20 protein-coding genes, 1 tRNA gene and 2 riboswitches are annotated in these 23,531 nt (G+C 69.1%); of the genes, 7 read left to right on the top strand and 14 right to left on the bottom strand.

Going from position 1 to position 23,531, the window contains the following annotated elements; all coding sequences use genetic code 11:
• Positions 1 to 126 precede the first annotated feature (126 nt).
• Both WFH44_RS20530 and WFH44_RS20525 read left to right on the top strand, forming a co-directional pair.
• Positions 127 to 786 carry a hypothetical protein gene (locus WFH44_RS20530; RefSeq protein ID WP_336716377.1) on the top strand — a complete coding sequence of 220 codons (660 nt, stop codon included), beginning with the start codon at positions 127 to 129 and terminating at the stop codon, positions 784 to 786.
• Positions 787 to 803: 17 nt separating this feature from the next.
• Positions 804 to 876: transfer RNA gene (locus WFH44_RS20525), tRNA-Arg, on the top strand.
• Between the two features lie 486 nt (positions 877 to 1,362).
• Here WFH44_RS20525 and WFH44_RS20520 read toward each other — a convergent pair.
• The 11 genes from WFH44_RS20520 to WFH44_RS20470 form a co-directional block, all read right to left on the bottom strand.
• Positions 1,363 to 2,592, bottom strand: a complete 1,230-nt coding sequence (locus tag WFH44_RS20520) for an ROK family transcriptional regulator (protein WP_336716376.1) — start codon at positions 2,590 to 2,592, stop codon at positions 1,363 to 1,365.
• A 106-nt stretch (positions 2,593 to 2,698) separates the two neighbouring features.
• Positions 2,699 to 4,579 carry an ABC transporter ATP-binding protein gene (locus WFH44_RS20515; protein WP_336716374.1) on the bottom strand — a complete coding sequence of 627 codons (1,881 nt, stop codon included), beginning with the start codon at positions 4,577 to 4,579 and terminating at the stop codon, positions 2,699 to 2,701.
• 139 nt (positions 4,580 to 4,718) lie between these two features.
• Positions 4,719 to 7,028: an FdhF/YdeP family oxidoreductase gene (locus tag WFH44_RS20510; RefSeq protein ID WP_336716372.1), complete on the bottom strand. Its 2,310-nt coding sequence runs from the start codon at positions 7,026 to 7,028 to the stop codon at positions 4,719 to 4,721.
• Positions 7,029 to 7,047: 19 nt separating this feature from the next.
• Positions 7,048 to 7,902 (bottom strand): formate dehydrogenase accessory sulfurtransferase FdhD, encoded by an 855-nt coding sequence (fdhD, locus tag WFH44_RS20505; RefSeq protein WP_336716371.1) that lies wholly within the window; start codon positions 7,900 to 7,902, stop codon positions 7,048 to 7,050.
• Positions 7,903 to 7,926: 24 nt separating this feature from the next.
• Positions 7,927 to 9,123: a molybdopterin molybdotransferase MoeA gene (locus WFH44_RS20500; protein ID WP_336716370.1), complete on the bottom strand. Its 1,197-nt coding sequence runs from the start codon at positions 9,121 to 9,123 to the stop codon at positions 7,927 to 7,929.
• Positions 9,120 to 9,419 carry a DUF6457 domain-containing protein gene (locus tag WFH44_RS20495; RefSeq protein WP_336716368.1) on the bottom strand — a complete coding sequence of 100 codons (300 nt, stop codon included), beginning with the start codon at positions 9,417 to 9,419 and terminating at the stop codon, positions 9,120 to 9,122. Before WFH44_RS20495 ends, WFH44_RS20500 begins: the two co-directional genes overlap by 4 nt.
• A gap of 56 nt (positions 9,420 to 9,475) precedes the next feature.
• Entirely contained in the window at positions 9,476 to 10,135 is a 660-nt protein-coding gene (mobA, locus tag WFH44_RS20490; RefSeq protein WP_336716366.1) for a molybdenum cofactor guanylyltransferase, read from the bottom strand.
• Entirely contained in the window at positions 10,135 to 10,635 is a 501-nt protein-coding gene (locus WFH44_RS20485) for an HNH endonuclease (RefSeq protein ID WP_262106124.1), read from the bottom strand. The genes mobA and WFH44_RS20485 overlap by 1 nt, the downstream gene beginning before the upstream one ends.
• Positions 10,636 to 10,908: 273 nt before the next feature.
• The gene (locus WFH44_RS20480) at positions 10,909 to 11,688 is read right to left on the bottom strand and encodes a C40 family peptidase (protein WP_336716364.1); all 780 of its coding nucleotides are present in this window, start codon (positions 11,686 to 11,688) and stop codon (positions 10,909 to 10,911) included.
• Positions 11,689 to 11,692: 4 nt separating this feature from the next.
• Positions 11,693 to 11,858: riboswitch (cyclic di-AMP (ydaO/yuaA leader) on the bottom strand.
• Between the two features lie 362 nt (positions 11,859 to 12,220).
• Positions 12,221 to 12,817: a M23 family metallopeptidase gene (locus WFH44_RS20475; protein ID WP_336716362.1), complete on the bottom strand. Its 597-nt coding sequence runs from the start codon at positions 12,815 to 12,817 to the stop codon at positions 12,221 to 12,223.
• Between the two features lie 190 nt (positions 12,818 to 13,007).
• Positions 13,008 to 13,225, bottom strand: a riboswitch (cyclic di-AMP (ydaO/yuaA leader).
• 119 nt (positions 13,226 to 13,344) lie between these two features.
• Positions 13,345 to 14,040: a metal-dependent transcriptional regulator gene (locus WFH44_RS20470; RefSeq protein WP_336716360.1), complete on the bottom strand. Its 696-nt coding sequence runs from the start codon at positions 14,038 to 14,040 to the stop codon at positions 13,345 to 13,347.
• Positions 14,041 to 14,294: 254 nt separating this feature from the next.
• On the opposite strand from WFH44_RS20470, the gene serC reads away from it, so the two are divergent.
• A complete protein-coding gene (gene serC / locus WFH44_RS20465) occupies positions 14,295 to 15,428 on the top strand; it encodes a phosphoserine transaminase (RefSeq protein WP_336716358.1) in 1,134 nt (377 codons plus the stop codon).
• A gap of 51 nt (positions 15,429 to 15,479) precedes the next feature.
• On the opposite strand, the gene WFH44_RS20460 is transcribed toward serC, so the two are convergent.
• Genes WFH44_RS20460 through WFH44_RS20450 form a run of 3 tightly spaced genes read right to left on the bottom strand, consistent with a single transcriptional unit; the run spans position 15,480 to position 17,884 of the window.
• A complete protein-coding gene (locus WFH44_RS20460) occupies positions 15,480 to 16,757 on the bottom strand; it encodes an MFS transporter (RefSeq protein WP_336716399.1) in 1,278 nt (425 codons plus the stop codon).
• A gap of 51 nt (positions 16,758 to 16,808) precedes the next feature.
• On the bottom strand, positions 16,809 to 17,489 hold the full coding sequence (locus WFH44_RS20455) for a DUF3027 domain-containing protein (RefSeq protein WP_336716356.1): 681 nt from the start codon (positions 17,487 to 17,489) through the stop codon (positions 16,809 to 16,811).
• An 11-nt stretch (positions 17,490 to 17,500) separates the two neighbouring features.
• Complete coding sequence (locus tag WFH44_RS20450; RefSeq protein ID WP_262106130.1) at positions 17,501 to 17,884, bottom strand: cold-shock protein; 384 nt, start codon at positions 17,882 to 17,884, stop codon at positions 17,501 to 17,503.
• 195 nt (positions 17,885 to 18,079) lie between these two features.
• Between WFH44_RS20450 and WFH44_RS20445 the strand changes: the two genes are divergently transcribed.
• The 4 genes from WFH44_RS20445 to WFH44_RS20430 all read left to right on the top strand — a co-directional run bounded on the left by WFH44_RS20445 (position 18,080) and on the right by WFH44_RS20430 (position 23,525).
• Positions 18,080 to 18,334 (top strand): hypothetical protein, encoded by a 255-nt coding sequence (locus WFH44_RS20445; RefSeq protein WP_336716354.1) that lies wholly within the window; start codon positions 18,080 to 18,082, stop codon positions 18,332 to 18,334.
• Between the two features lie 52 nt (positions 18,335 to 18,386).
• On the top strand, positions 18,387 to 21,020 hold the full coding sequence (locus tag WFH44_RS20440) for a helicase-associated domain-containing protein (protein WP_336716352.1): 2,634 nt from the start codon (positions 18,387 to 18,389) through the stop codon (positions 21,018 to 21,020).
• Positions 21,013 to 22,686, top strand: a complete 1,674-nt coding sequence (locus tag WFH44_RS20435; protein ID WP_336716351.1) for a DNA repair helicase XPB — start codon at positions 21,013 to 21,015, stop codon at positions 22,684 to 22,686. Before WFH44_RS20440 ends, WFH44_RS20435 begins: the two co-directional genes overlap by 8 nt.
• Positions 22,687 to 22,814: 128 nt before the next feature.
• The gene (locus WFH44_RS20430; protein WP_264797610.1) at positions 22,815 to 23,525 is read left to right on the top strand and encodes a response regulator transcription factor; all 711 of its coding nucleotides are present in this window, start codon (positions 22,815 to 22,817) and stop codon (positions 23,523 to 23,525) included.
• The last annotated feature ends 6 nt before the right edge of the window (positions 23,526 to 23,531 follow it).

Here is a 23,531-nt window from a genome sequence, read left to right as displayed (position 1 = left end):
GTCTATTCGCCGCCACTGACAGCGGCGGACGGATCCGCTTAGGGCCGAGCCGCGCAGCGGTCCGCAGGCCGCGGCTGGGCCGCAGTCGCCTCCGGCCGCGGGGACGGGAGCGGGGATAATGGAGCCATGTCCAAGACTCCCGCACAGCGAGCACGCAAGCACGGCCCCGCCGCCGGTGCGCCCCGCCCGGGCGGGGCCGCTGCCGCAGCCGGGAACCCCGGCGTCGTCAATCCCTCCACAGACCGCACGCCGCGGAAGGCCGCAGGCAATGCCTCCGCCATCATCATCGCCGGCGCCGTGTCCGCGGCCCTGCTGTTCGGCTACTCGTTCCTGATCGTGATGCCGCAGCTGCAGCAGCTCAGCGGCGGCCTCGCGGTGCCGGACACGCTGATCACGGGCTACTCCACCGACTATGCCCAGCAGCTGCGCACGGCCCTCGGCGCAGAGGGCGTGGAACAGTACAGCTACTGGCACAAGACGGCGGACACGATCTTCCCGCTGCTGTTCGGCTTCACCTGGCTGCTGCTGATCGGCCAGCAGCTCAAGGGCCGGACCCTGCGCTGGCTCTGCTGGGCGCCCGTCCTGCTGTATGTGATTGCGGACCTGGCGGAGAACCTGGCGGTGGACGCGATGCTGGCCACGGATCCCGTGGGCGACGCCGGCTGGGCCAGCTTCCTCACGATCGCCAAGTCCGTGCTGTTCGGCCTGAGCATCGCGGCCGCCCTGGTCGCCGTCTTCGCCGAGCCCCGCGGGACCCGGGCCGCCGCCGCGGACGGCAACGCTTAAGCTAAACTCGATCCGTTGCCCCCGTAGCTCAGGGGATAGAGCACGGCTCTCCTAAAGCCGGTGTCGTTGGTTCGAATCCAATCGGGGGCACTTTCAGGTCGGCGGCCAGCGGGCCGCGGAATAGCTCGACCCAGGCGGTCGATGCCCGCCATGCCTGCGCGGGCACCGAGGACACCCGCCCCGGAACCGGCCGGGCAGGATCCAGGATACCCATAGGCAGGACGCTTAACTGAAGCGGCCGTCGTCTGCGCATCCCCCCACGGATGCGCAGCCGGCGGCCGCTTCATGGTGCTTGACCAGGCAGAAGGCCGCGACGCCCCTGAGCGGGCGCCTTGGGTTCCGGACTTCCCGTTCCCGGAACCCGAGGCCGCCACAGTCTCCTGCTTGGTTCAACAGCCGGCGCCCCTCCCCAGGGCCGCACCCGCTCTTGGACCGTTCATTCCAAGAGATGGCGTGGTCATACGAACACCTGCTGTTGTTAGATATATAAATCCATTTGATTTACTTAATCAAGTTCAACAGGTTAACCGCACGTGAACTTTTCCGCATATGACCTTCTGTGGCGATTGTTACGCTTCAGTTGCCCAGGAGCAGCCCACTGGCCCTCGGCGAGAAGGCGTCGTCGAGGATCAGGCAGGCGCCGCCAATGGCGCCGACCTCCGGTCCCTGCGACGATCCCACCACTTCCAGGCCGTGGATCTCCCGGGCGACAACGTCCCGGGGCAGCTCTTCGCGCAGCACCGGCAGGCCGAGGCCGGCCAGCGCATCCCACATTGGTCCCCCGAAGATCACCGTATCCACGTCGAGGACGTTGACCACCTGGGCGACGGCGAAGGCGAGGTTCCGCGCGGCTCGGCGCAGGATGGCCAGCGCCTCCGGGTGGCCCGTTTCCGCCAGCCGGGTGAGTTCGAGGATCGCCGCGGTGGTCTCCGGCAGCTGCTGGGCATCGTGGTTCGGCGGAAAGATGCCGGCATCGATGGCCTGGCGGATCAGCCCCGCAAAGTTGAGGCTCATGCCCACGCAGTTGCGCCGGCCGCAGCCGCACAACGGGACCTCGTCCGGCACCGGGAAGTGGCCGATCTCGCCGATGTTGCCGGACGAACCGCGCAGCACCTCGCCGCCGAGGGCCACGCCGGCCCCCAGCCCGGTGCCGAGATAGATGAAGACGAAGTTGGCCGGGGACTCGCGCTCGCCGGCCCAGAGTTCGGCCACCACCGCAGCCGTGACATCCTTGTCCAGCAGCACGGGCAGGTCGATCAGGCGCTCCAGCGGTTCCCGCAGCGGCACCCGGTCCCACTCCGGCAGCATCGGCGGCGAGACCATCATGCCCTCAGGCATGTTGATCGGTCCCGGGGCCGCCAGCCCCACGCCGAGAATGCGGCCGCGGTCCAGTCCGGCCTCCTCGATCAGGCCGTTCACGGCCGCGGCCATGGACTCCACGGTGCCGTCCGGCTCCGGACCGCCGGGCATCGCATGCCGGGCCCGCGCGACGACCTGGCCGGTGAGGTTCAGTGCCACCACGGTCATCACGGCCGGGTCCAGGTGGATGCCGATCGCGAAGCGGCTGGAAACCTCGAGCTCGAGCACCGTCCGCGGCTTCCCGGGGCCCGAGACGGTCTTCCGGTCCTCCCGCACCAGGCCCTGGTCTACGAGCCGCCGCACCACGTTCGAGATGGTCTGCGGCGACAGCCCGGTGCGTTCCACCAGCTCCACCCTGGCCACTCCGTCCTGGGCGCGGCGGATCGTGTCGAGGATGACCGCCTGGTTATAGCCCCCGAGACGGCCAAGATTGGTACCACGCTGCATCAATGAGTCCCGCTCCCAAGACCTGGTCCTGACTTTGGCCAACCTATGCCACTGTAGACGAACGCAACCGACGAGGACATCCTCCCTCCGCCGCCTGGAAAACCTGTCAGCGCACCGGCGCCTCTTCCGTTTCGAACTGCGTGCGGTACAGCTCGGCGTAGCGCCCGCCCCGCGCCAGCAGCTCCGGATGCGTACCCCGTTCGATGATCCGGCCGCCCTCGACCACCAGGATCTTGTCCGCGGAACGGATCGTGGACAGCCGGTGGGCAATAACGACGGCGGTGCGCCCGGCGAGTGCCTCGGTCAGGGCTGCCTGGACCGCGGCTTCGTTGGTTGAGTCCAGGGCAGCCGTCGCCTCGTCGAGGATCACGACGTGCGGCTGGGCAACCAGCAGCCGCGCGATCGTCATGCGCTGCCGCTCACCGCCGGAGAGCCGGTAGCCGCGCTCCCCGACCATGGTCTCCAGCCCGTCCGGGAGGCTGCGCACCAGCGGCTCCAGCCGGGCCCGCCGCAGCACCTCCCACAGCTCCTCGTCCGTGGCCTCCGGGCGCGCAAGGGCGAGGTTGGCCCGGATCGTGTCGTGGAAGAGATGCCCGTCCTGGGTCACCATGCCGATGGTCCCGCGCAGCGCGTCGAAGCTCAGGTCCCGCACGTCCCGCCCGGACAGCTCCACGGCCCCCTGGTCGACGTCGTAGAGCCGGGCCAGCAGGGAGGCAATGGTGGACTTGCCCGCACCCGAGGAACCCACCAGCGCGACGGTCTCTCCCGGCTCCACACGGAAGCTGATTCCGTGCAGGACCTCCTCGCCGCCGCGGGTGTCGAGGACTGCCACCTCCTCGAGCGACGCGAGCGATACCTTGTCGGCCGAGGGGTAGGCGAACGTCACGTCCCGGAACTCCACGGTAACCGGGCCCGCCGGGACCTCGACCGCATCCGGCTTCTCCTTAATCAACGGGTCCAGGTCCAGCACCTCGAAGACCCGCTCGAAACTCACCAGCGCGGAGGAGATCTCCACCCGCGCGTTGGCCAGGCCGGTGAGCGGGGCGTACAGGCGGGTCAGCAGCAGCGCCAGCACCACCACGTCGCCCGGATCCAGCTGGCCGATGATCGCGTAGAAGCCGCCGAGCCCGTAGACAAGCGCCAGCGCCAGGGCGGAAACGAGCGTGAGCGCCGTGACGAAGGTCCACTGCAGCACCGCCGACTTCACGCCGATGTTGCGCACCCGCTCGGCGCGGACCTTGAACTCGCGGGATTCCTCCGCGGGCCGGCCGAACAGCTTGACCAGCGTGGCGCCGGGGGCGGAGAACCGCTCGGTCATCTGGGTGCTCATGGCCGAGTTGTGGTTCGCGGCCTCGCGCCGCATGTCGGCCAGCCGCGATCCCATGCGCCGCGCCGGCAGCAGGAAGACCGGCAGCAGGATGAGCGCCAGCACCGTCACCTGCCACGAGGTCGTCAGCATCACGATGAGCGTCAGCACCAGGGAGACGAAGTTGCTCACCACGCCGGACAGGGTTCCGGCAAAGGCCCGCTGCGCGCCGATCACGTCGTTGTTCAGCCGGCTCACCAGCGCCCCGGTGCGGGTCCGGGTGAAGAAGGCGATCGGCATCTTCTGCACATGGTCGAAGACCGCTGTGCGCAGGTCCAGGATCACGTCCTCCCCCAGGCTGGAGGAGATCCAGCGCGTCACCATGCTCAGCCCGGCATCGGCGATGGCGACGGCGGCGATGACCACCGCGAGCCAGATCACCGTGCCGACGTCGGAGCGGGCCACGATGGCGTCCACCACCCGGCCGGCGAGCACCGGCGTCGCCACGGCCAAAGCGGCCGTGACGATGGACATGGCGACGAAGAGGATCAGCTGGCCCTTGTAGGGCGCGGCGAACGCCATGGTCCGCTTGACCGTCTCCTTGGAAAAGCCGTGCTTTCCCTTGTCCGACGAATGTGACAGCCGGTAGACCGAACTCCAGGCTGCGCCTTCCATGGACATGCTGGCTCCTAACGATGGTTCATCTGTAAGCCTAGAACCATTCGCGTCCCGCCGCTGTTCCGGCTAGGGCGGCCTGTCAGCCGAGGGCGGAACCCCTGGGGACGGGCGGGCGGCGAATCCGCCCGCCCGCCCCGCCGGATCAGCTCAGCTGGTCGGCCTGGTGCGGCTCGAACCGCACCGTCATCGCCTTGAATCCGGGCGTGTTGGACTCACGCGCCACCAGTTCGCGGTGGACCAGGGCGTTGGCTTCCGGAAAGTAGGCCGCCGCGCAGCCCCGTGCCGTCGGATAGGCCACCAGCCGGAACCGGTCTGCCCGCCGCTGGGTGCCGCGGAACGTGCTGACCACGTCCACCAGGTCGCGGTCGGCGAAGCCCAGGCTTTCCAGGTCCTCCGGGTGGACCAGGACCACCCGGCGTCCGTTCGAGATGCCGCGGTAGCGGTCGTCGAGCCCGTAGAACGTGGTGTTGTACTGGTCGTGGCTGCGCATGGTCTGCAGGATCAGGTGGCCCTCCGGGGCCTCCAGATACTCCAGCGGGCTGACCGTGAAGCGTGCCCGTCCGATGTCCGTGGCGAACGAGCGGGAATCGCGCGGCGGGTTCGGCAACACGAAGCCGTTCTTGTTGCGGATCCGCTCGTTGAAGTTCTCGAACCCGGGCAGCACGCGCGAGATGTGGTCGCGGATCACGTCATAGTCCTCCGCCATGGCCCGCCAGTCCACCGGATGGTCGTCGCCCAGGGCGGCCTGCGCCATGCGCGCCACGATCACGGGCTCGGCCAGCAGGTGGTCGGAGACCGGAGCCAGCCGCCCCCGGGTCGAATGGACCACGGACATGGAGTCCTCGACGGACAGGAACTGGGCCCCCTTGGGGTGCTTGTCGTCCGTGTCGGTCCGGCCCAGAGTGGGCAGGATGATGGAGGTGCGGCCGTGCACCACGTGGGACCGGTTGGGCTTGGTGGAGATGTGCACGGTCAGTCCCGCACGCTTCATGCCCGCTTCGAGTGCCGCCGTGTCCGCGTTGGCGAGCGCGAAGTTGCCGCCGAGCGAGACGAACACGTCCACGTTGTCCTCTTCGAACGCCTGCAGCGTCTCGGTCGAGTCGAAGCCGTGCTCGCGCGGGGACTGGATGCCGAATTCCTTGTCCAGGGCCTCGAGCAGCCATTCCTTGGGCTTCTCCCAGATGCCCATGGTGCGGTCGCCCTGGACGTTCGAGTGGCCGCGGACCGGACAGGCGCCGGCGCCGGGTTTGCCGAAGTTGCCCTGCAGGAGCAGGAGGTTGATGATCTCCTTCAGCGTGTCCACCGAATGCGGCTGCTGGGTCAGCCCGAGCGCCCAGCAGATGATGGTGGCCTTGGACTTCGCCAGCATGCCGGCGATGGCCGAGATCTCCATCCGGGAGATCCCGGTGGCTTTCTCCGTCTCTTCCCAGTCGATCTCCCGGCGGGCCTCGCGGTAAGCCTCGAACCCCTCGGTCTGCGCCTCGATGAACGCCTTGTCCACCACCGAGCCCGGGACCCGTTCCTCTTCCTCGAGCAGCAGGTGTCCGAACGCCTGGAACAGCGCCAGGTCGCCGCCGACCTTGACCTGCAGGAATTCGTCGGCGATCTGCGCGCCGCCCCGCAGCAGGCTGGCCGGATCCTGCGGATCCTTGAAGTTGAGCAGCCCGGCCTCCGGCAGCGGGTTGATCGCGACGACCTTGCCGCCGTTCTCCCGGCATTCCTTCAGTGCCGAGAGCATGCGCGGGTGGTTTGTCCCGGGATTCTGCCCGACGACGAAGATCAGTTCGGCCTCGCCCAGGTCCTCCAGCGATACCGTGCCCTTGCCGATGCCGATGGTCGGGTTCAGCGCTGAGCCGGAGGATTCGTGGCACATGTTCGAGCAGTCCGGCAGGTTGTTCGTCCCCAGCGAGCGTGCGAAGAGCTGGTACAGGAACGCCGTCTCGTTCGCGGTCCGGCCGGAGGTGTAGAAGACACAGCGGTCCGGCGTCGTCGACCTGACGTGCTCGCCGATGACGCTGAACGCCTCGGCCCAGGACACCGGGCTGTAGTGGGTCTCGCCCTCGCGGATCATCACCGGTTCGGTGATGCGGCCCTGGTGGCCCAGCCAGTACTCGGTCTTTCCTTCCAGGTCGGCGATCGAATGCGCCGCCCAGAACTCCGGGCCGACCGTGCGCACGGTGTTCTCTTCCGCGATGGCCTTGGCGCCGTTCTCGCAGAACTCGGCCGGCTTGCGCGCGCCGGTGATCGATTCGGGCCATGCGCAGCCCGGGCAGTCGAAGCCCCCGTGCTGGTTGACCCGCAGCATGGAGCGTACGGTCCGGTTCACGCCGGCTTGGGAGAATCCCCGTTCCATCGAGACCATAACGGCCTTGACCCCCGCCGCGGCGGACTTGGGGTCGTGGACTTCGAGCTCGTTCTCATTGATGTCATTTACAGGTGCAGGGCGGGCCATGCACCTAATGTAGCTGTCGTCACACGGAAATCCCGATTCCGGCGCGGACCAGCCGCTCCGGGTGCGAGTAGACGTTGATTGTTTCGCCGCGGCTGAAGCCGGCGAGGGTCAGGCCCGTCTCCTCTGCCAGCTCGACGGCGAGCGATGACGGCGCGCTCACCGCGGAGAGCACCGGAATTCCGGCCAGGTAGGCCTTCTGCACCAGTTCGAACGAGGCCCGGCCCGAGACCTGCAGCACGGTCCCGCGCAGCGGCAGGCGGCCCTCGCGCAGGCCCCACCCGATGACCTTGTCCACCGCATTGTGCCGTCCGACGTCTTCGCGCAGGCACAGCAGTTCGCCGTCGAACGTAAACAGCCCGGCCGCGTGCACTCCCCCGGTGCGCTCGAACACCTGCTGGCGCCGGCGCAGCTGGTCCGGCAGCGCCAGCAGTGTCTCCAGCGCCAGGCCGCCGCCCTCCGGCGCCGGTTCCAGCTCGAAGTGCGAATTCTTGGTGACTGCGTCGATGGAGGCCGTGCCGCAGATCCCGCAGGAACTGGAGGTGTAGACGTGCCGCTCCAGCGAGGTATCCGGCAGCGGCACGCCCGGGGCCAGCTGGGCCTCAATGACGTTGTAGGTCTGCCGGCCCTCCTCATCCTCGCCGGCGCAGAACCGCATTGCACCGAGCTGCTCGGGTTGCCACACGACACCCTCGGAGACGAGGAACCCGGCGACCAGGTCGAAGTCGTCGCCCGGCGTGCGCATTGTGACGCTAAATGGCTTCCGGTCCAGCCGGATTTCCAACGGCTCTTCGGCCGCCAAGACGTCTTCCCGGCGCCGCGGCGGGCCCGCCAGGCTGAGTTTGAGCACCTTCCGGCGCTGCGTTACGCGTCCCATGTTTTCCTCCCGTTCAAGCCTAAGTCACCATGGCAGCGGCAGGGTTGGCAACTGCTCTCCCCGGCGCGCGCCTTCCGGGGGAACAACGACGACGCCGGACGCCGCTGCGAGGCCGCGCATCATCGCCGATCCGACGTGGTCTGCCGGCACGGCGCCCTCCTCGTCGAGCGCGTACGGGACGAGCCGGTGCCTGCCCTCGAGGGGAGCCAAGCGGACGCCGGACTGCACGCTGCCCAGCGGCGGAAGCCGTTGGCCGGTCAGGCCGGCGAGCAGCGGCGCGCCGAGGGTGAGCAGGGCCATCATGGCCGCCAGCGGATTGCCCGGCAGCCCGACCACCAGCCGGCCGTCGGCAAGGCGGGCCAGCAGGGCAGGATGCCCCGGGCGCATGCGGATGGAGGGGACCAGGATCTGCGCGTCCACCGCCTCCAGCACGGCGCGCAGATGGTCCGCGCGCGAGTGCCCGGTGCCGCCGGTGGTCACGACGACGCGGCCTCCGCAGCCCTCGATGGCGGCACGGGTCGCCGCAAAATCGTCGGGCAGCCGGCACGGCAGGAACGGCTTTCCTCCGAGTGCCGAGACGATGGCAGGCAGCGTCGGCCCGAAGGTGTCGCGGACGTGGCCCGGTGCCGGGAGCCCCGAGGTCACGACCTCGTCGCCGGTGAGCAGCAGGGCGACTTCGGGAGCCGGATGGACCGGCAGTCCGTCGTGGCCGCAGACGGCCGCAATGGCCAGGTGGGCCGGCGTCAACCGGGTCCCCGCCTCCACCACCGTGTCCCCGGCGGCCGCCTCCTCGCCGGCGGGACGGATGTGGCGCCCGGGCGCGGGTTCTTCGCCGGAAACGCCGGGTGCCTTCTCCAGCAGCGGCCGACCGTGCGCCTCTCCGGCCACGCCGTATTCGCTGCGCAGCACGGCATTCGTGCCTTCCGGGATCAGGCCGCCGGTGACGACCGGGGCAGCCTCGCCCGAGCGCAGGGCACTGCCCGGAGGCCGCAGCAGCCAGGGGTCCGCACCGGAGACCGCCCAGCCGTCCATGGCTGAGGAGGCATAGTGCGGCACCGGGAGCTGTGCGGCCACCCGCTCGGCGAGGACCAGGCCCAGGCACCGCTCCAGCGGGACGGTTTCGGCCGACCCGGCGGGGTCTTGTCCAAGCACTTCGCGGCCGGCAGACCAGGCCTTCTCCCTGGCCGCCGCCCAGGCAACGGAGTCAGGCTCGGCGCTCACGCCTGCGCTGGCTGGTCCGGGTCGGCTGCGTCGCCGTGCCGCCGGGCCACCTCGTCTGCAACCCGGCTCGCCGCGCGCATCGCGGTCTCGGCGGAGGCCTGGCCGGAAGCCACGGCCAAACCGGCGGCGTAGCCGACAATGAACGTCGTCACCGGGGCCGCGGGCCGGACCACGCTGTGGGCCGCCACGCCGGCCAGGCCGAGTACCGATTCAAGGTCGACGGGCGTGTCCTCGATTTCGAGGGCGGCGAGCAGTTCCGCGACAAAGGGTTGCAGCTGCTCTTCGACGGCGGCCATCCGGTCCTCCGATGTTCTCCCCGGCGGGCGGGGCTAGGCACGATCTTTAGATCAGGCTACGGCGCAGGCCGCTCGATGCCAAAGCGCCCGGCATCCTCCCACGTGTCCACGTCGTCGGTAGCCGCGGCGGCCAGCGGAAACCGGGCCGCGGGCAGGTCCGCAATCAGCTTGCGCACCGAAAGCCCCTGCAGTTCGGCCGCGGTGAACCGGGCCAGTGCCTCCCGGAGCGCACGGCTGTCCGCGCAGCACGCCAGCGGCTGGACCCGTCCGCCGGCGTCAACGGGCAGCCACAGCCGCACGGAGGGATCGGCGGCGACGGCGTCCAGCAGCTGCCCGGGCAGCCGACCGGCGGCGGGCATGTCGCAGGCAAGGATCAAGGTGAGGCCCGCGCCCCGCGCGCCTCCGCCGTCGTACTCCTTTCCGGTTCCCTGGTCCAGCGCCGCAACACCGGCCGCGATGCCGGCGGCCGGACCGGCGAAGGGAGGGTCTTCCCGGGTCAAGACGACTGCGGGAGCGTCGGCGCCGCGGCGGAACGCGGCCAACTCGCCAGCCAGCTCTCCGGGGCCAACCACGGCAATCCGCCGCGCCCCGCTGACTGCTTCCAGGGTCCGCAGCAGCAGCGTTTTGCCGTCCAGCCGCAGCAAGGCCTTCGGCGTGCCGGACAGGCGCGAGGATCTGCCGCCGGCCAGGACGACGGCGTCAAAAGTACGGTCCATCAGGCCGCCGGATTGCGGTCCAGGAACTCGCTCCAGGCCGGGGCGGGCCGGTCGAGTTCGCGGATCCGCCAATGAGTGCCGTGAGGTGCGCGCGGAACGATCCGCAGGTGCCAGCCCAGCTGGTTCAGGGTGCGGTCCCCCTTGGCGTTATTGCACCGCAGGCAGCAGGCCACAAGGTTCTCCCAGCTGTCCTCCCCGCCGCGCGAACGCGGCTTGACATGGTCTACCGTGTTGGCGGTCTTGCCGCAGTAGGCGCACAGGTAGCCGTCCCGGCGCAGCACGCCGCGGCGGGTGACCGTCGTGTCCTGCCGGTACGGGATTTTGATGTAGCGGTTGAGCAGGATCACGGAGGGACGTCCCAGGATGTCGTTCGGTCCGACCACCGGGTCCCCGTCTTCGGCGATGACGCTCGCTTTGCCAGTGAGCACAAGGAGCAGCGCCCGGCGGAAGGTCACTACCGCCAGCGGCTCATATCCAGCGTTCAGAACGAGTGTGCGCATCGCACATTCCTGTTCGTCCGACCACGTCCGGTCAGCGGGATCACTGCTGTGCCCGGCCATGATGTTTCGTCACCGACAAGAGTTAGAGTAAGCGCAATTCGCGGCGCTGCGCTAATTCTTTCCGCTGCCGGACCGGCGCCGCTTCTCGCGGGCATCAGCTGAAACCTTTTGTCGCCACGCATTAACGACGGAACGCCGCACCGTTGCGGTGCGGCGTTCCGTGGACGCGTCGGCCGCCGGGATGCTGTGCAACCGGCCGGCTTAGGGTCGTGCTTAGGCGCTGGGACGGATGAAGACCGGGCCCGAGCCGATGTAGGCGTCGGCCAGGGTCGTGGTGTATCCGGTCCAGCCGCCGTGGATGGCCTGGCCGTTGCCCACGTAGATGGCGATGTGGGGAACGCCGGCTCCGGCGTCGTCGTAGTAGATCATGTCGCCCGGCTGGGGCGTGGAGACCTGGGTGCCGTAGGCGAAGAACTGGGCGGGGGCGAGGTCGCCGACGGAGATGCCTGCGGAGCGCAGGGCGTTCTCGACCATGGCGGTGCAGTCCTGGGAAACGCCGATCTGGCTGTAGGCGGAGGCGACCAGGGCGGCACCGATGCCGCTGGCGGCTACATCGGTCTTCTTCTCTTCCTTGGGGGCCGAGGCAGCCGGAGCTTCTTCGGCGGGTGACTCTGAGGCGGGTGCTTCTTCGGCGGGCGCCACTTCTTCAGCGACAGCTTCAACGACCGGTTCCGGCTCTTCCACCGGCGCCGGCGTGGAGCTGATGCTCGGGCGGTCGAATTCGAGGTCGGCGGTGCTGGAAGCCTGGACGGCCTCGACCTGGATGCGGGAGGGAGCGGAGGCGGCTGCCTGGACGGAGGCGTCGCGCTGGACGGCGGTTGCCTGGGCGGGAACGCCAACGGTCAGGACCAGTCCGGACGCAGCAGCGATGACCGCAGCCTGGCGACCTACGGAACCGGCGTTCGAGGAAACAGCCTTGGAGATCGTCTCCAACGGGCTGGTACGCACGGGGACGGCACGATGGCGACCCGTGACAGAAGTGTTCTTAGACACGATCAATACCTCTCCCCATGCCTGCGAGGTGAGCTGTCGGGTTCGGATGGGAGTCATCCGGCCATGGGCATTTCCGGCAATTGTCCGTAAATGGCCCAAAACTTAACCCCAAGGGTTTCTACTGAAACCCGTAAAGTGGTTCCCCCGCCCCTGCCATGCGAATTTTTTGTGCGAACGGACCCCGGTCGGTGGCAGAGCTCGGCAATCCATCCGGAGGAGCCAAATCATCTCTGCGATTTGGCACGAGTTAGAGAATATACGATCACCGGATATAAGTCACATTCAGATCACAGCGCGGCGACGGAACGATCACGACGGAAGCGTCGCAGGTCGGAACGATTCACCAACTGCGAGCAAAAGCCGGGCTAAACCGGCCGGAAGTGAATTCCGCCACAGCAGCCTAAGCACCGCGGAATCGTTGCGGAATGACAACGGAACGGACTTGGCATTGCGGAGAAAATTCCAGGCAGGGCAGGCCCGGCCATTTCGTCGGATACCGCTGCGGCCATTTCATCCGCCGCCGAGGAAAGGTTTAGAGCCAGCCCTTCGGATCCACCATGTCCCCATTCACGACAACTTCGAAATGGAGGTGGCAGCCGGTGGAATTGCCGGTCGTGCCGCTCTGGGCGAGGAGGTCGCCGCGGGTGACCTTGTCGCCCACCTCGGCACTGATGCTGGTGAGGTGGTTGTAGGTGGTCTTCAGCCCGTTGCCGTGGTCCACGACGACGCGGTTCCCATAGCCGCCTGCCCAGCCGGCTTCGGTCACGGTACCGCCGGCTGCCGAGTAGACCGGGCTGCCGCACGCTGCCCCGTAGTCCTGGCCGGTATGCATTTCCCCGGCGTAACCGGTAACCGGGTTGACCCGGAAGCCGAACGGGGAGGTCATCTTCATGCTGTCCATCGGCTGGGACAGCGTCCCTTCGCTGCCGATCGGCTTGGCGTCTTCCCCGGCGGCCACCATGACCTGCTCGAGCTTCGTGTCCGGGTCGAACGTGCTGCCCAGGCCGGTCCGCTGGAACTGGAGTTCGACCTCGGCCGCGGCAGTGACCGGCTGTCCGGAAACCGCGACCGCTCCTGCTGCCTCGGGCAGGTCCGCACCGGGGGCGGCCGTTCCGGCCGTCGTCGGCAAAATGATAGTCAGCGCCAGCCCCGAGGCAGCGGCGGCGACGGCAGCCTTGTGGCCTGCCCCGCGGAACGACGGCCTCGGTGATGCTGCAACTTCGGCGCGGCGGCGGCCGGTGGCTGCGGTGCGTGGCCGCCGGGCCGGAGCGGGCGCGGCTGAACGGCGCCGTCCCGTTGCTCTTAGTTCTGACAACAGTCTTCCCTCTCCTGGAAGCCTGCGAAGTTAGCTGTCGGGTTCGAGTAGAAGAAACTCGGCCACGCCGGGCATGCGGCATCAGCGGACAAACGCAGCTGGTGCCGAACCCGGGCGAGGCTTCACCCCAAGGCAGCTGAACGGTGCTGCCGTTTGGATGGGTCCTCCGCCCCTGTCGGATCGAGACGCTGATCCGCCGACAGGGTTCGGCTGCGGATCAGGTAACGCCAATGCATCGGCGCCAAGCACCAACTATAGGGGCATACCGCCGCAAGTGATAAATCCGTTATCCAACTCTGTGGATAACGGATTTATCCGTCGTGACCAGGGCGGAGACGTTCCTAGCCCAGGGCGACAAAGATGTGGGCTGCGACTTCGGGCGGAAGCTCGAGGGCTCCATCGATGCCGGGCACACGGACCGAGATGTACTCGCCGGCCGTGGCCAGCTGCAGCTCCGCACCCGGCTTGAGGCCGCCCTCTTCCAGCTGGACCAGCAGTTCCGGGTCCACCTGGATCGGTTCGGCCAGCCGGACGATGACCACCCGCTGCTCCGCCGAGTAGCCGCGCATGGCCTCGGTCAGGTTCACCATCCCGGTCGCGAATTCGGCGGCGGGTTCGCCGCCGAGAGCTTCGAGTCCGGGAATCGGGTTGCCGTAGGGCGATTCCTTGGGCCTGCCCAGCAGCTCATAGAGACGCTGTTCCACCCGCTCGCTCATCACGTGTTCCCAGCGGCAGGCTTCATCGTGGACATACGCCCACTCCAGCCCGATCACGTCGGCGAGGAGCCGCTCCGCCAGCCGGTGCTTCCGCATGACCTCGACCGCGCGCCGGCGCCCGTGCTCGGTCAGTTCCAGGTGGCGGTCATCCGAAACCACCACGAGGCCGTCGCGCTCCATCCGCCCGATCGTCTGCGAAACGGTGGGACCGGAATGGCGCAGCCGCTCGGCGATGCGTGCCCGAAGGGCAACGATGTTCTCCTCTTCCAGCTCGAGAATCGTCCGCAGATACATCTCGGTGGTGTCGATGAGATCAGTCACTTATTTCTTGCTCCTCGGCGCAGATGGCGGGAATCCGCTTCTCAAACCGACGCACCGGCGTCGTTGTCCCACAGTCCAGATTAGCCTGTTTGCCGCGCTGGGCAGGTAACGGGGCGCCAGCCCGCGCGCTCTGACGGTTCCATAATGCGGGACTACCGCCCGCTGGCTTACGGGCCGGCCGGAGGGTACGGCAGAATATAGACGGTTCAAGGGCGAACTCCAGTCAACACCGTAGCCGGCCAGGAAGAGACCAGATGAGCGACAACCAGTCCATCAGCATCCCCACAGAACTGCTCCCCCAGGACGGACGCTTCGGTGCCGGTCCCTCGAAGATCCGCCCCGAGCAGATCGATGCCGTAGTTCAGGCAGGCCGGAACCTGCTGGGAACCTCCCACCGGCAGGCTCCCGTCAAGAACCTCGTCGGCAGCGTGCGCGAAGGACTGAAGGAGTTCTTCCAGGCACCGGAAGGCTACGAGGTGGTTCTCGGCATCGGCGGGGCAACGGCGTTCTGGGACATCGCTGCCTTCGGCCTGGTCGAGGAGAAGGCCCAGCACCTTTCCTTCGGCGAGTTCAGCTCGAAGTTCGCCGCGGCCACGAACAAGGCGCCGTTCCTGGCTGAGTCCTCGATCATCAAGTCCGAGCCGGGTTCCCTGCCCGAGCCGCAGGCCGAGGCCGGCGTGGACGTCTACGCCTGGGCCCAGAACGAAACCTCGACCGGCGTCGCTGCTCCCATCAAGCGGGTGGCCGGCGCTGACGACGGCGCCCTGGTCCTCATCGACGCGACCTCCGCGGCCGGCGGCCTCGACGTCGACGTGGCCGAAAGCGACGTCTATTACTTCTCCCCGCAGAAGAACTTCGCCTCCGACGGCGGCCTCTGGCTGGGCCTGTTCTCCCCCGCCGCGCTGGAGCGTGCCGCACGGATCGGCGCCTCGGACCGCTGGGTGCCGGACTTCCTGAACCTGACCACGGCGATCGACAACTCGCTGAAGAACCAGACCTACAACACCCCGGCCCTGGCCACGCTGGTCACCCTGAACAACCAGATCGAGTGGCTCAACGGCAACGGCGGCCTCAAGTTCGCGTCCGAGCGGACCGCGGATTCCGCCGGCCGTGTGTACAGCTGGGCCGAAGCCTCGAAGAACACCACCCCGTACGTGGCCAACCCCGAGCACCGCTCCAATGTCATTGTCACGGTCGATTTCGACGAGAGCATCGACGCCGCGGCGGTCGCCAAGGTGCTGCGTGCCAACGGCGTCGTGGATGTGGAGCCGTACCGCAAGCTCGGCCGCAACCAGCTGCGCATCGCCACCTTTGTGGCCATCGAGCCCGAGGACGTCAGCGCACTGCTGAAGTGCATCGACTACGTCGTGGAACAGCTCAACGGCTGACATCGTCCGCGCAACGGCTGAAGCGCTCCGGCAACGGGGCGCTTCAGCCGTTTAAAGGCGGTTCTGTGAGCCGCTGCGCTGGGGCAGATACACGATGCGCAGCCGGCGCCCGGCCACCCTGTCGTACTCGAAGCGCAGCCGCCGCGCACGCCAGGCCCAGATCAGTCCGATCAAGGCCGCGACGACGCCGGAGATCGCGGCGACGCCGAGTCCCCACCGGGGCCCGAACAGGTTGGAGATGAGGCCGACGAACGGCGCCCCGAGCGGCGTCCCGCCCATGAAAATGGCCATGTACAGCGCCATCACGCGGCCCCGCATCACGGGATCGGTCGTCGTCTGCACGTAGGCATTGGCGCTGGTCATAATAGTCAGCGACGAGACCCCGACCAGCACCAGGGTGGCGCCGAAAAGCCAGGCATTGGGCATCAGCGCCGCCGCGGTGCAGGTGACCGCGAAGAGCGCCGAAGCCCCGAAAACGTAGCGCAGCCGCGGCCGCTCGCGCCGGGCCGAGAGCAGGGCGCCCGCCACGGACCCGACCGCCATCACCGAGGACAACAGGCCGAAGTCCCCGGCATGGCCGCCGAACTCGGTCCGCGCCATCCCCGCAATATAGATGGCAAAGTTCAGGCCGAACGTGCCGATGATGAAGATTGCCCACATCACCACCACCAGGTCCGGCCGGTGGCGTACGTAGCGGAAGCCTTCGCGGATCTTGCCCTTGCCCTTCGGCGCCCGCGGCAGCACCCTCAGCTCCGAGCCGCGGATGGCCAGCAGCGCAGCGATGAGGGCGGCGAAAGTCGCCGCATTGATCAGGAACACCCAGCCCGGTCCAACGGCCACGGTCAGGACGCCGGCCACCGCCGGGCCCACCATCCGGGCCAGGTTGAAGGAGGTGCTGTTCAGCGCCACGGCATTGGGCAGGTAGTCGTCGCGCACCAGTTCGGAGACGAAGGTCTGCCGCGCGGGCGCGTCCACCGATGAGACGATGCCGAGGGCCAGGGCGAACGCGTAGACGTGCCAGAGTTCGGCCACCTGCGCTATGACCATCAGCCCCAGCCCAAGCCCCAGCAGCGCCATGCTCAGCTGGGTGACCATCAGGATCTTCCGCCGGTCGAACCGGTCCGCGATCAGCCCGGACCACGGCGCCATCAGCAGCTGCGGCCCCAGCTGCAGCGCCATCACGATGCCCATCGCGGCAGCGTCCCGGTCGGTCAGGATGTCATAGACCAGCCAGTCCTGCGCGGTCCGCTGCATCCACGTGCCGACGTTGGACACGATGGCGCCGACAAACCAGATCCGGTAGTTGAAGAACTGCAGGGATCGGAACATCGAGCTCACTTTCCCTTCCTCCTGCAGGACTCATCGCGGACGGCCGGGTGGCTATCCGTTGGCCTCCGGTGCCGCGTCGGCGGTCTCGGCGGCGTCAGCCGCGCCATCGGGCTCTCCGGCCGCGGACACGGAGCCGTGCTCCGGTACCTCGGGGCCGTCCCCGGAGCCGTCTTCCGGCGCCTCCGGGCCTTCTTCGCTAACGACGGCGGCGTCCGAAGTTTCGTCCGAAGCGTCCTCCGCCGGGGGTACTGCGATCCCGGCACTGCCGTCGGAGGAGGACCCGGCTGCGTCGCCTTCCGTCCCGGCTTCCGCCGTTTCGCCCTCAGCCTGGGCTTCCGCCGCTTCGGCTTCCTGGGCCTCGGCTGCTTCCTCCGGGCGCACTCGCTCTGCCCACGGCACCCAGTCCGGCGCCAGCAGCGACTCCCCGGACGGCAGCAGCCCTACCTCGCACACGGTCACGTGCTTGCTCCGCGGCGCCCGCGCCACCGAGGCGAACCACTGCCACCCGCCGTACCCGGGGACCTGCGCTTCGAAGCGGTGCACCACCAGCCGCTCGCCCTCGGCCACGGCACTGACGTGCCGCCCTACCTGATCGGCGGGGGCAATCTCCAGCACGCCGTGGCGGGCCCGCTCGGTGGCGTCCGCCAGCAGCGCGTCGAGCTTCGGCGCACGCTGGTAGACGCGCCGCTTCGGGGCCGGTGCGGCCGCTGTCTCCGGTTCGGGATTGGTCATCGGCTCGACGGCTATGCGTCCAGGTCGTCGGCGACACGGCGCAGCACCGCGGCGACCTTGGCCGCATGCGCCTTCTCCGGATACCGGCCCTTGCGGAGGCCGTTGGAAATGGCATCCAGCAGTTTGATCAGGTCCTCCGTGATGACCGCCATGTCTTCGGCCGGCTTCCGCGTGGCCTTGGCAACCGACGGTTTGGCATCGATGATCCGCACGGAGAGCGCCTGGGCGCCGCGCCGGCCCTCGGCGATGCCGAACTCCATCCGGGTTCCGGCCTTGACCTCTTTCACCCCTGCGGGCAGGGCCGAGGCATGCAGGAAGACTTCCTGGCCTTCGTCCGTGGCCAGGAAGCCGAATCCCTTCTCAGTGTCGAACCACTTCACCTTGCCGATTGGCACTTGAGCTACCTCGTTCTACGGTTTGATGCACCGGCTTCTCGCCCGGTGCTGCCTTGCTGTTCCGTCTGGATTCCGGCCGCCGGCGCGCTGTTGCGCTGGCTCCGTCGCAGACGGGAAGTCCGTATCTAGATTAGCCTGTCCGGCTGCCCCTTCCACGACTTTGCCGGCATGTTGTCCGCTGTTAGCGTTATGGACATGTCCGGCCACGCTCCCGTTCCCCAGCCCAGCGGCAGCTCCGAGGCCAACAAGCTGGTCGTCACGCTAATCCTCCTGGCCGCCGTAATCTCCGCCGCCGGCATTGTGAGCCTGGCTGTCATCCTGATCGGAGCACTCTTCGGCGCCGAAACGTGGCCCGGCTTCGTGGGCATCGCCTGGGTCGGATTCCCCGTCGCCTTCCTGCTGATGGGCGCCATGGTCATCCGTAACATCCGCCGCCGCCGCAGTCTTTAAGGCGCCGGCGGCCCGGCAGCCCCCATAGGCCGTGGCGGGTACCGTTAATACGGTGTCCTCCATCCGGGCGCTGGCCCACGACCTGGCGGCCCGCAGCAACCACCAGCTGCGGGAGCTGTTCCTTGCCCGGCCGGACCTTTGCCTCCCTCCCGTTCCGGACTTCCCCGCCCTTGCCGCCCGCGCCTGCACCCGCGTCAGCCTGCAGCGCGCGCTGGAAAAACTCAACCGGCCCGAGCTGGAATTGCTGGAAGCGCTGGTCCTGGCCACCGACGTCGATACCGGGACCGCGACCGACGCCACCGGACTCGCCCCGTTGCTGGCCGCGCCCGAGGGAGTCGCCCCGGACCAGCCGGTTCCTTACCTCCGGCGCCTCCACGCCCTGGGCCTGCTGGTGCGCGCGGACGGAGAGCCGCCAGCCGCGGAGGATGCGGAGAATAACAACGGCGGGGGCAGGCATTGCGCCTATCTTCCGCTGGCCAGCCTCGTGGACGTGCTCGGCCCCTACCCGGCGGCGCTGGGCCGCAGCCACCGCACCCTCGCCGCGCTGAATACGTCCACCGGCGGCAGGCTCGCCGCCGTCGCCACCGCCCTGGGCGCCGCCGGCCACCCCCTGGCCGGCCCGGCCGAGGACGGTGCTGCGGAGGAAGGTGGCGCCGGGGAAGGCGCCGCGGCCGCGCTCGAGAGCTGGCTGCAGCAGCCGGACGTGTGGCCCGCGCTGCTGGCCGACGCTCCCCCGAAGACGGTGGACCTGCTGGAGCGCTTCCATTCCTCGCCCGTGGGTGCCGTGCCCGACGCGCTGCGTCCCGTGGATGTCGCGGAGCCGCTCCGCCAGCCGGTGCCCTGGCTGCTGGCGCATGGCCTGCTGGTGCCGCTCGACAACACGCACGTGGAGCTGCCGAGGGCCGTCGGGCTCCTGCTCCGCGGGGGCGCGGTCGCCGACCCGTGGCATGTCCGTCCCCCGCTGGCTTTCGCGCCGGAGGCAACCGAGGATGGCTCCTTCCGTGCCGGCGAGGCCGGGACCGCCCGCCCTGCCATCCGGGACAACGCGGCCTACTCCGCCGTGGCGGAGACGCTGCGCCTGATGTCGGACCTGCTCGGCGCTGCGGCCCGGTCGCCGGTAGCCACCCTGCGCGCCGGCGGCGTCGGCGTCCGGGAAGTTCGGCGGCTGGCGGACGAGCTGCAGGCCGGCACCAGGGAGACCGGCTGGCTGCTGGAACTCGCCGCGGCCGCGGGCCTGCTGGTCCTGGATGTCGATACCTCCCGCTGGGTCCCGCACGGCGCCGAAGGCTATGCGGCACTGGACCGGCAGCTTCAGTGGCAGCTGCTGGCCACGGCCTGGCTCGAGCTGGGCCGCGCCCCCTCCCTCGCGGGCACCCCGACGGTCGGTTCCGCCCCCTCCCCGCCGCGGCGCGGAACGGAGAAGGCGGCGGCCGGACCTGCCGCGCCGCGGGGAGCGCAGATCAACGTGCTGGCCGCCGAGGCGGCCCGTCCGGATGCCCCGCCGGTGCGCCGCCGAATGCTGGCGGCCCTGGCGGAACTCACCCGACCCGCTGCGCCGGACCGGGCCGGCGCTGTCCCCGCCCCATCCTCGGGCCAGGTCATCGCGTACCTGGGCTGGCAGTCGCCGCGGCAGCAGCGGAAGTTCGACCGGCTGGTTCCAGGCATGCTGGACGAAGCTGCGAGCCTGGGCCTGCTCGGATCGGGCGCGCTGACCGCCTTCGGCGCCCTGCTGCTTGAGGATCCGGCTGCCGCGGCCGAGCTCCTGGCCGGCGCACTGCCGGCCCCGCTGGCCCATTTCATGCTGCAGGGCGACCTGACCGCCGTCGCCCCGGGGTACCTGGAACCCGCCGTCGCACGGCAACTGCAGGAACTCTCCAGCGCCGAGGGCCAGGGCCCGGCCGCCATCCACCGCTTCTCCGCGGACTCCATCCGGCGGGCCCTCGACGCCGGCCGGGACGCGCCCGGAATCCTCGCGTTCCTGGAGCGGCACTCGGCCACCGGCGTGCCGCAGCCCCTGCGCTATCTGGTCGAGGACACGGCGGGGCGGCATGGCGCCATCCGGGTCGGATCGGCCGGTTCCTACCTCCGCAGCGAGGACCCCGATCTCCTGGACGACCTGCTGGCCGATCCGCGCGCCGCCGGCCTAGGGCTGCGCCGCCTCGCCCCGACCGTCCTCGCCGCCCCGGCGAGCGCCGCGGAACTGCTGGCTTCGCTCCGCAGCCTGGGCTACTCCCCCGCGCCGGACCGGGACGGGATGCCGGCGCTTGGCACGGGGAGCGCGCCCGAAAACACCGAACGCAGCGCCCGGACGGAAGGAGCCATCCCGCCGTCGTTCGCGGTCACCACCAACCCGTGGCAGCTCACGGAGGAGGACCTGCAGGCGCAGCTGGAACTGCTGCACGGGAGCGCCGCCGATGGTGCCGGCAGGGCGGCCGAGGCCGAGCCGCTGCTGGCACTGGAGACGCTGCGCCGCGCCATCCGGATGAAGAAGCGCGTGCGGATGGGTATCGTGGATCCGCATGGCAACCACCGGCGGGAGATCCTGCAGCCGCTGTCGGTCGGCGGCGGCCGGCTCCGCGTAGCGGACCCGGACCGCGGGAACGAGCGGGTGGTGCCGATCCACCGCGTGATGGACATCGAGCTGGTGGAGGACACCGGCAGCGAGAAGGAGCAAACGGATGGCTGACGGGCCGCTGATCGTCCAGAGCGACAAGACCATCCTGCTGGAAGTGGACCACGAGCAGGCCACCGAGGCCCGCCACGCCATCGCCGCGTTCGCGGAACTGGAGCGGGCGCCCGAGCACGTGCATTCGTACCGGATCACGCCGCTGGGCCTGTGGAACGCGCGGGCGGCCGGCGTCGACGCCGAGCAGGTGCTGGACACGCTGCTGAACTATTCGCGCTTCCCGGTGCCGCACGCGCTGCTGGTCGACATCGAAGAGACGATGTCCCGCTACGGGCGGCTGCGGCTGGAGAAGGACCCGCAGCACGGGCTGGTGCTGCGGACCAACGACTACCCCGTGCTCGAAGAGGTCATGCACGCCAAGAAGGTCAAGCCCCTGCTCGGCCCGCGCATCGACGGCGAAACCACGGTGGTGCACTCTTCCGGGCGCGGCCAGCTCAAGCAGCTGCTGCTGAAGCTCGGCTGGCCTGCCGAGGACCTGGCCGGCTACGTGGACGGCACGCCGCACCCGATCCGGCTGACCGAGACCCCCGGCGCGGGCAAGGAGACCGGCGGCTGGCAGCTGCGGCCCTACCAGCAGGTGGCCGCGGAGAACTTCTGGTCCGGCGGGTCCGGCGTGGTCGTCCTGCCCTGCGGCGCGGGCAAGACACTCGTGGGCGCCGCGGCCATGGCCACGAGCAGCACCACCACGCTGATCCTGGTCACCAACACCGTCTCCGCGCGGCAGTGGAAGGACGAGCTGCTGCGCCGCACCACGCTGACAGAGGAAGAGATCGGCGAATATTCCGGCGCCGTCAAGGAGGTCCGGCCGGTCACCATCGCGACCTACCAGGTCCTGACGATGCGCCGCGGCGGGATCTACCCGCACCTGGAACTGGTGGACGGCCACGACTGGGGCCTGATCATCTATGACGAGGTGCACCTGCTGCCCGCCCCGATCTTCCGCATGACCGCGGACCTGCAGGCGAGGCGGCGGCTCGGCCTGACGGCAACGCTGGTCCGCGAAGACGGCCGCGAGGGCGAGGTCTTCTCGCTGATCGGGCCGAAGCGCTACGACGCCCCATGGAAGGACATCGAGGCGCAGGGCTACATCGCCCCGGCGGACTGCGTGGAAGTGCGCGTGGACCTGCCCCGGGACGAGCGGGTGGCCTACGCCATGGCCGACGACGGCGACAAGTACCGTCTGTGCGCGGCATCCGACACCAAGTCCGACGTCGTGGAGCGTCTCGCCGCCCGCCACCGCGGGGAGCAGCTCCTCGTGATCGGCCAGTACATCGACCAGCTGGACGACCTCGCCGAGCGGCTCGATGCCCCCGTGATCAAGGGCGAAACCTCGGTCAAGGAACGGCAGCGGCTCTTCGACGAATTCCGCGCCGGCAGTATCCACACGCTGGTGGTCTCCAAGGTGGCCAACTTCTCCATCGACCTCCCGGAGGCCTCGGTGGCGATCCAGGTGTCCGGCTCCTTCGGCTCCCGCCAGGAGGAAGCCCAGCGGCTGGGCCGGCTGCTCCGGCCCAAGTCGGACGGCCGCGCCGCCCGCTTCTACACCGTGGTCGCCCGCGACACCCTGGACCAGGACTACGCCGCCAAGCGCCAGCGTTTCCTGGCCGAGCAAGGCTATGCCTACACGATCATGGATGCCCAGGACATCCCGAACCCGGCGGAGTAGGCGGTACGGCGGGCCACGCGGCCGCCGGAGCGGGGACCGCGGTCGTCCCTGCGGCGCAAAGGTGCCTCTGGGCCCGCTCCCATCCGACGTGCAGACAACTCCCAGAAACTGTGAGCATACTGGGAAATGTGAAGAAGAACGGACCCGAAGCACGCCTGCTCGTTGTCGACGACGAACCCAACATCCGGGAGCTGCTTTCGACCTCCCTGCGCTTCGCCGGATTCGACGTCGTTGCCGCCGCGAACGGGCGCGACGCCCTCGCCGCGGCCGAGCAGCACAACCCGGACCTCGCGGTGCTGGACGTCATGCTGCCGGACATGGACGGATTCACGGTCACCCGGCGCCTGCGGGCCGCGGGCCGGCACTTCCCCGTCGTCTTCCTGACTGCCCGGGACGAAACCGAGGACAAGGTCACCGGCCTGACCGTTGGCGGCGACGACTACGTCACCAAGCCGTTCAGCCTCGACGAGGTCGTGGCCCGTATCCGCGCCGTGCTGCGGCGCACGCAGCCGCTGCTGGAGGACGACGCTGTCATCCAGGTGGAAGACCTGGAACTCGACGACGACGCTCACGAGGTCCGCCGCGGCGGCCAGGTCATCGACCTTTCCCCGACCGAATTCAAGCTGCTGCGCTACCTGATGCTCAACCCGAACCGCGTGCTCTCCAAGGCCCAGATCCTCGACCACGTCTGGGAGTACGACTTCAATGGAGACGCGTCCATCGTCGAGTCCTACATCTCCTACCTGCGCCGGAAGATTGACATCAATCCGGACGCCCCCGCCCTGATCCAGACCAAGCGCGGAGTGGGGTACCTGCTCCGCACGTCGGAAAAGCGCTGACCTTGC

The organism is Arthrobacter sp. USHLN218 (genome assembly GCF_037144715.1).
In the GTDB taxonomy this organism is placed as follows: Bacteria; Actinomycetota; Actinomycetes; order Actinomycetales; family Micrococcaceae; genus Crystallibacter.
The sequence above is the reverse complement of the archived record's forward strand: the minus strand, read 5'-3'. Positions and strand labels throughout refer to the sequence as shown.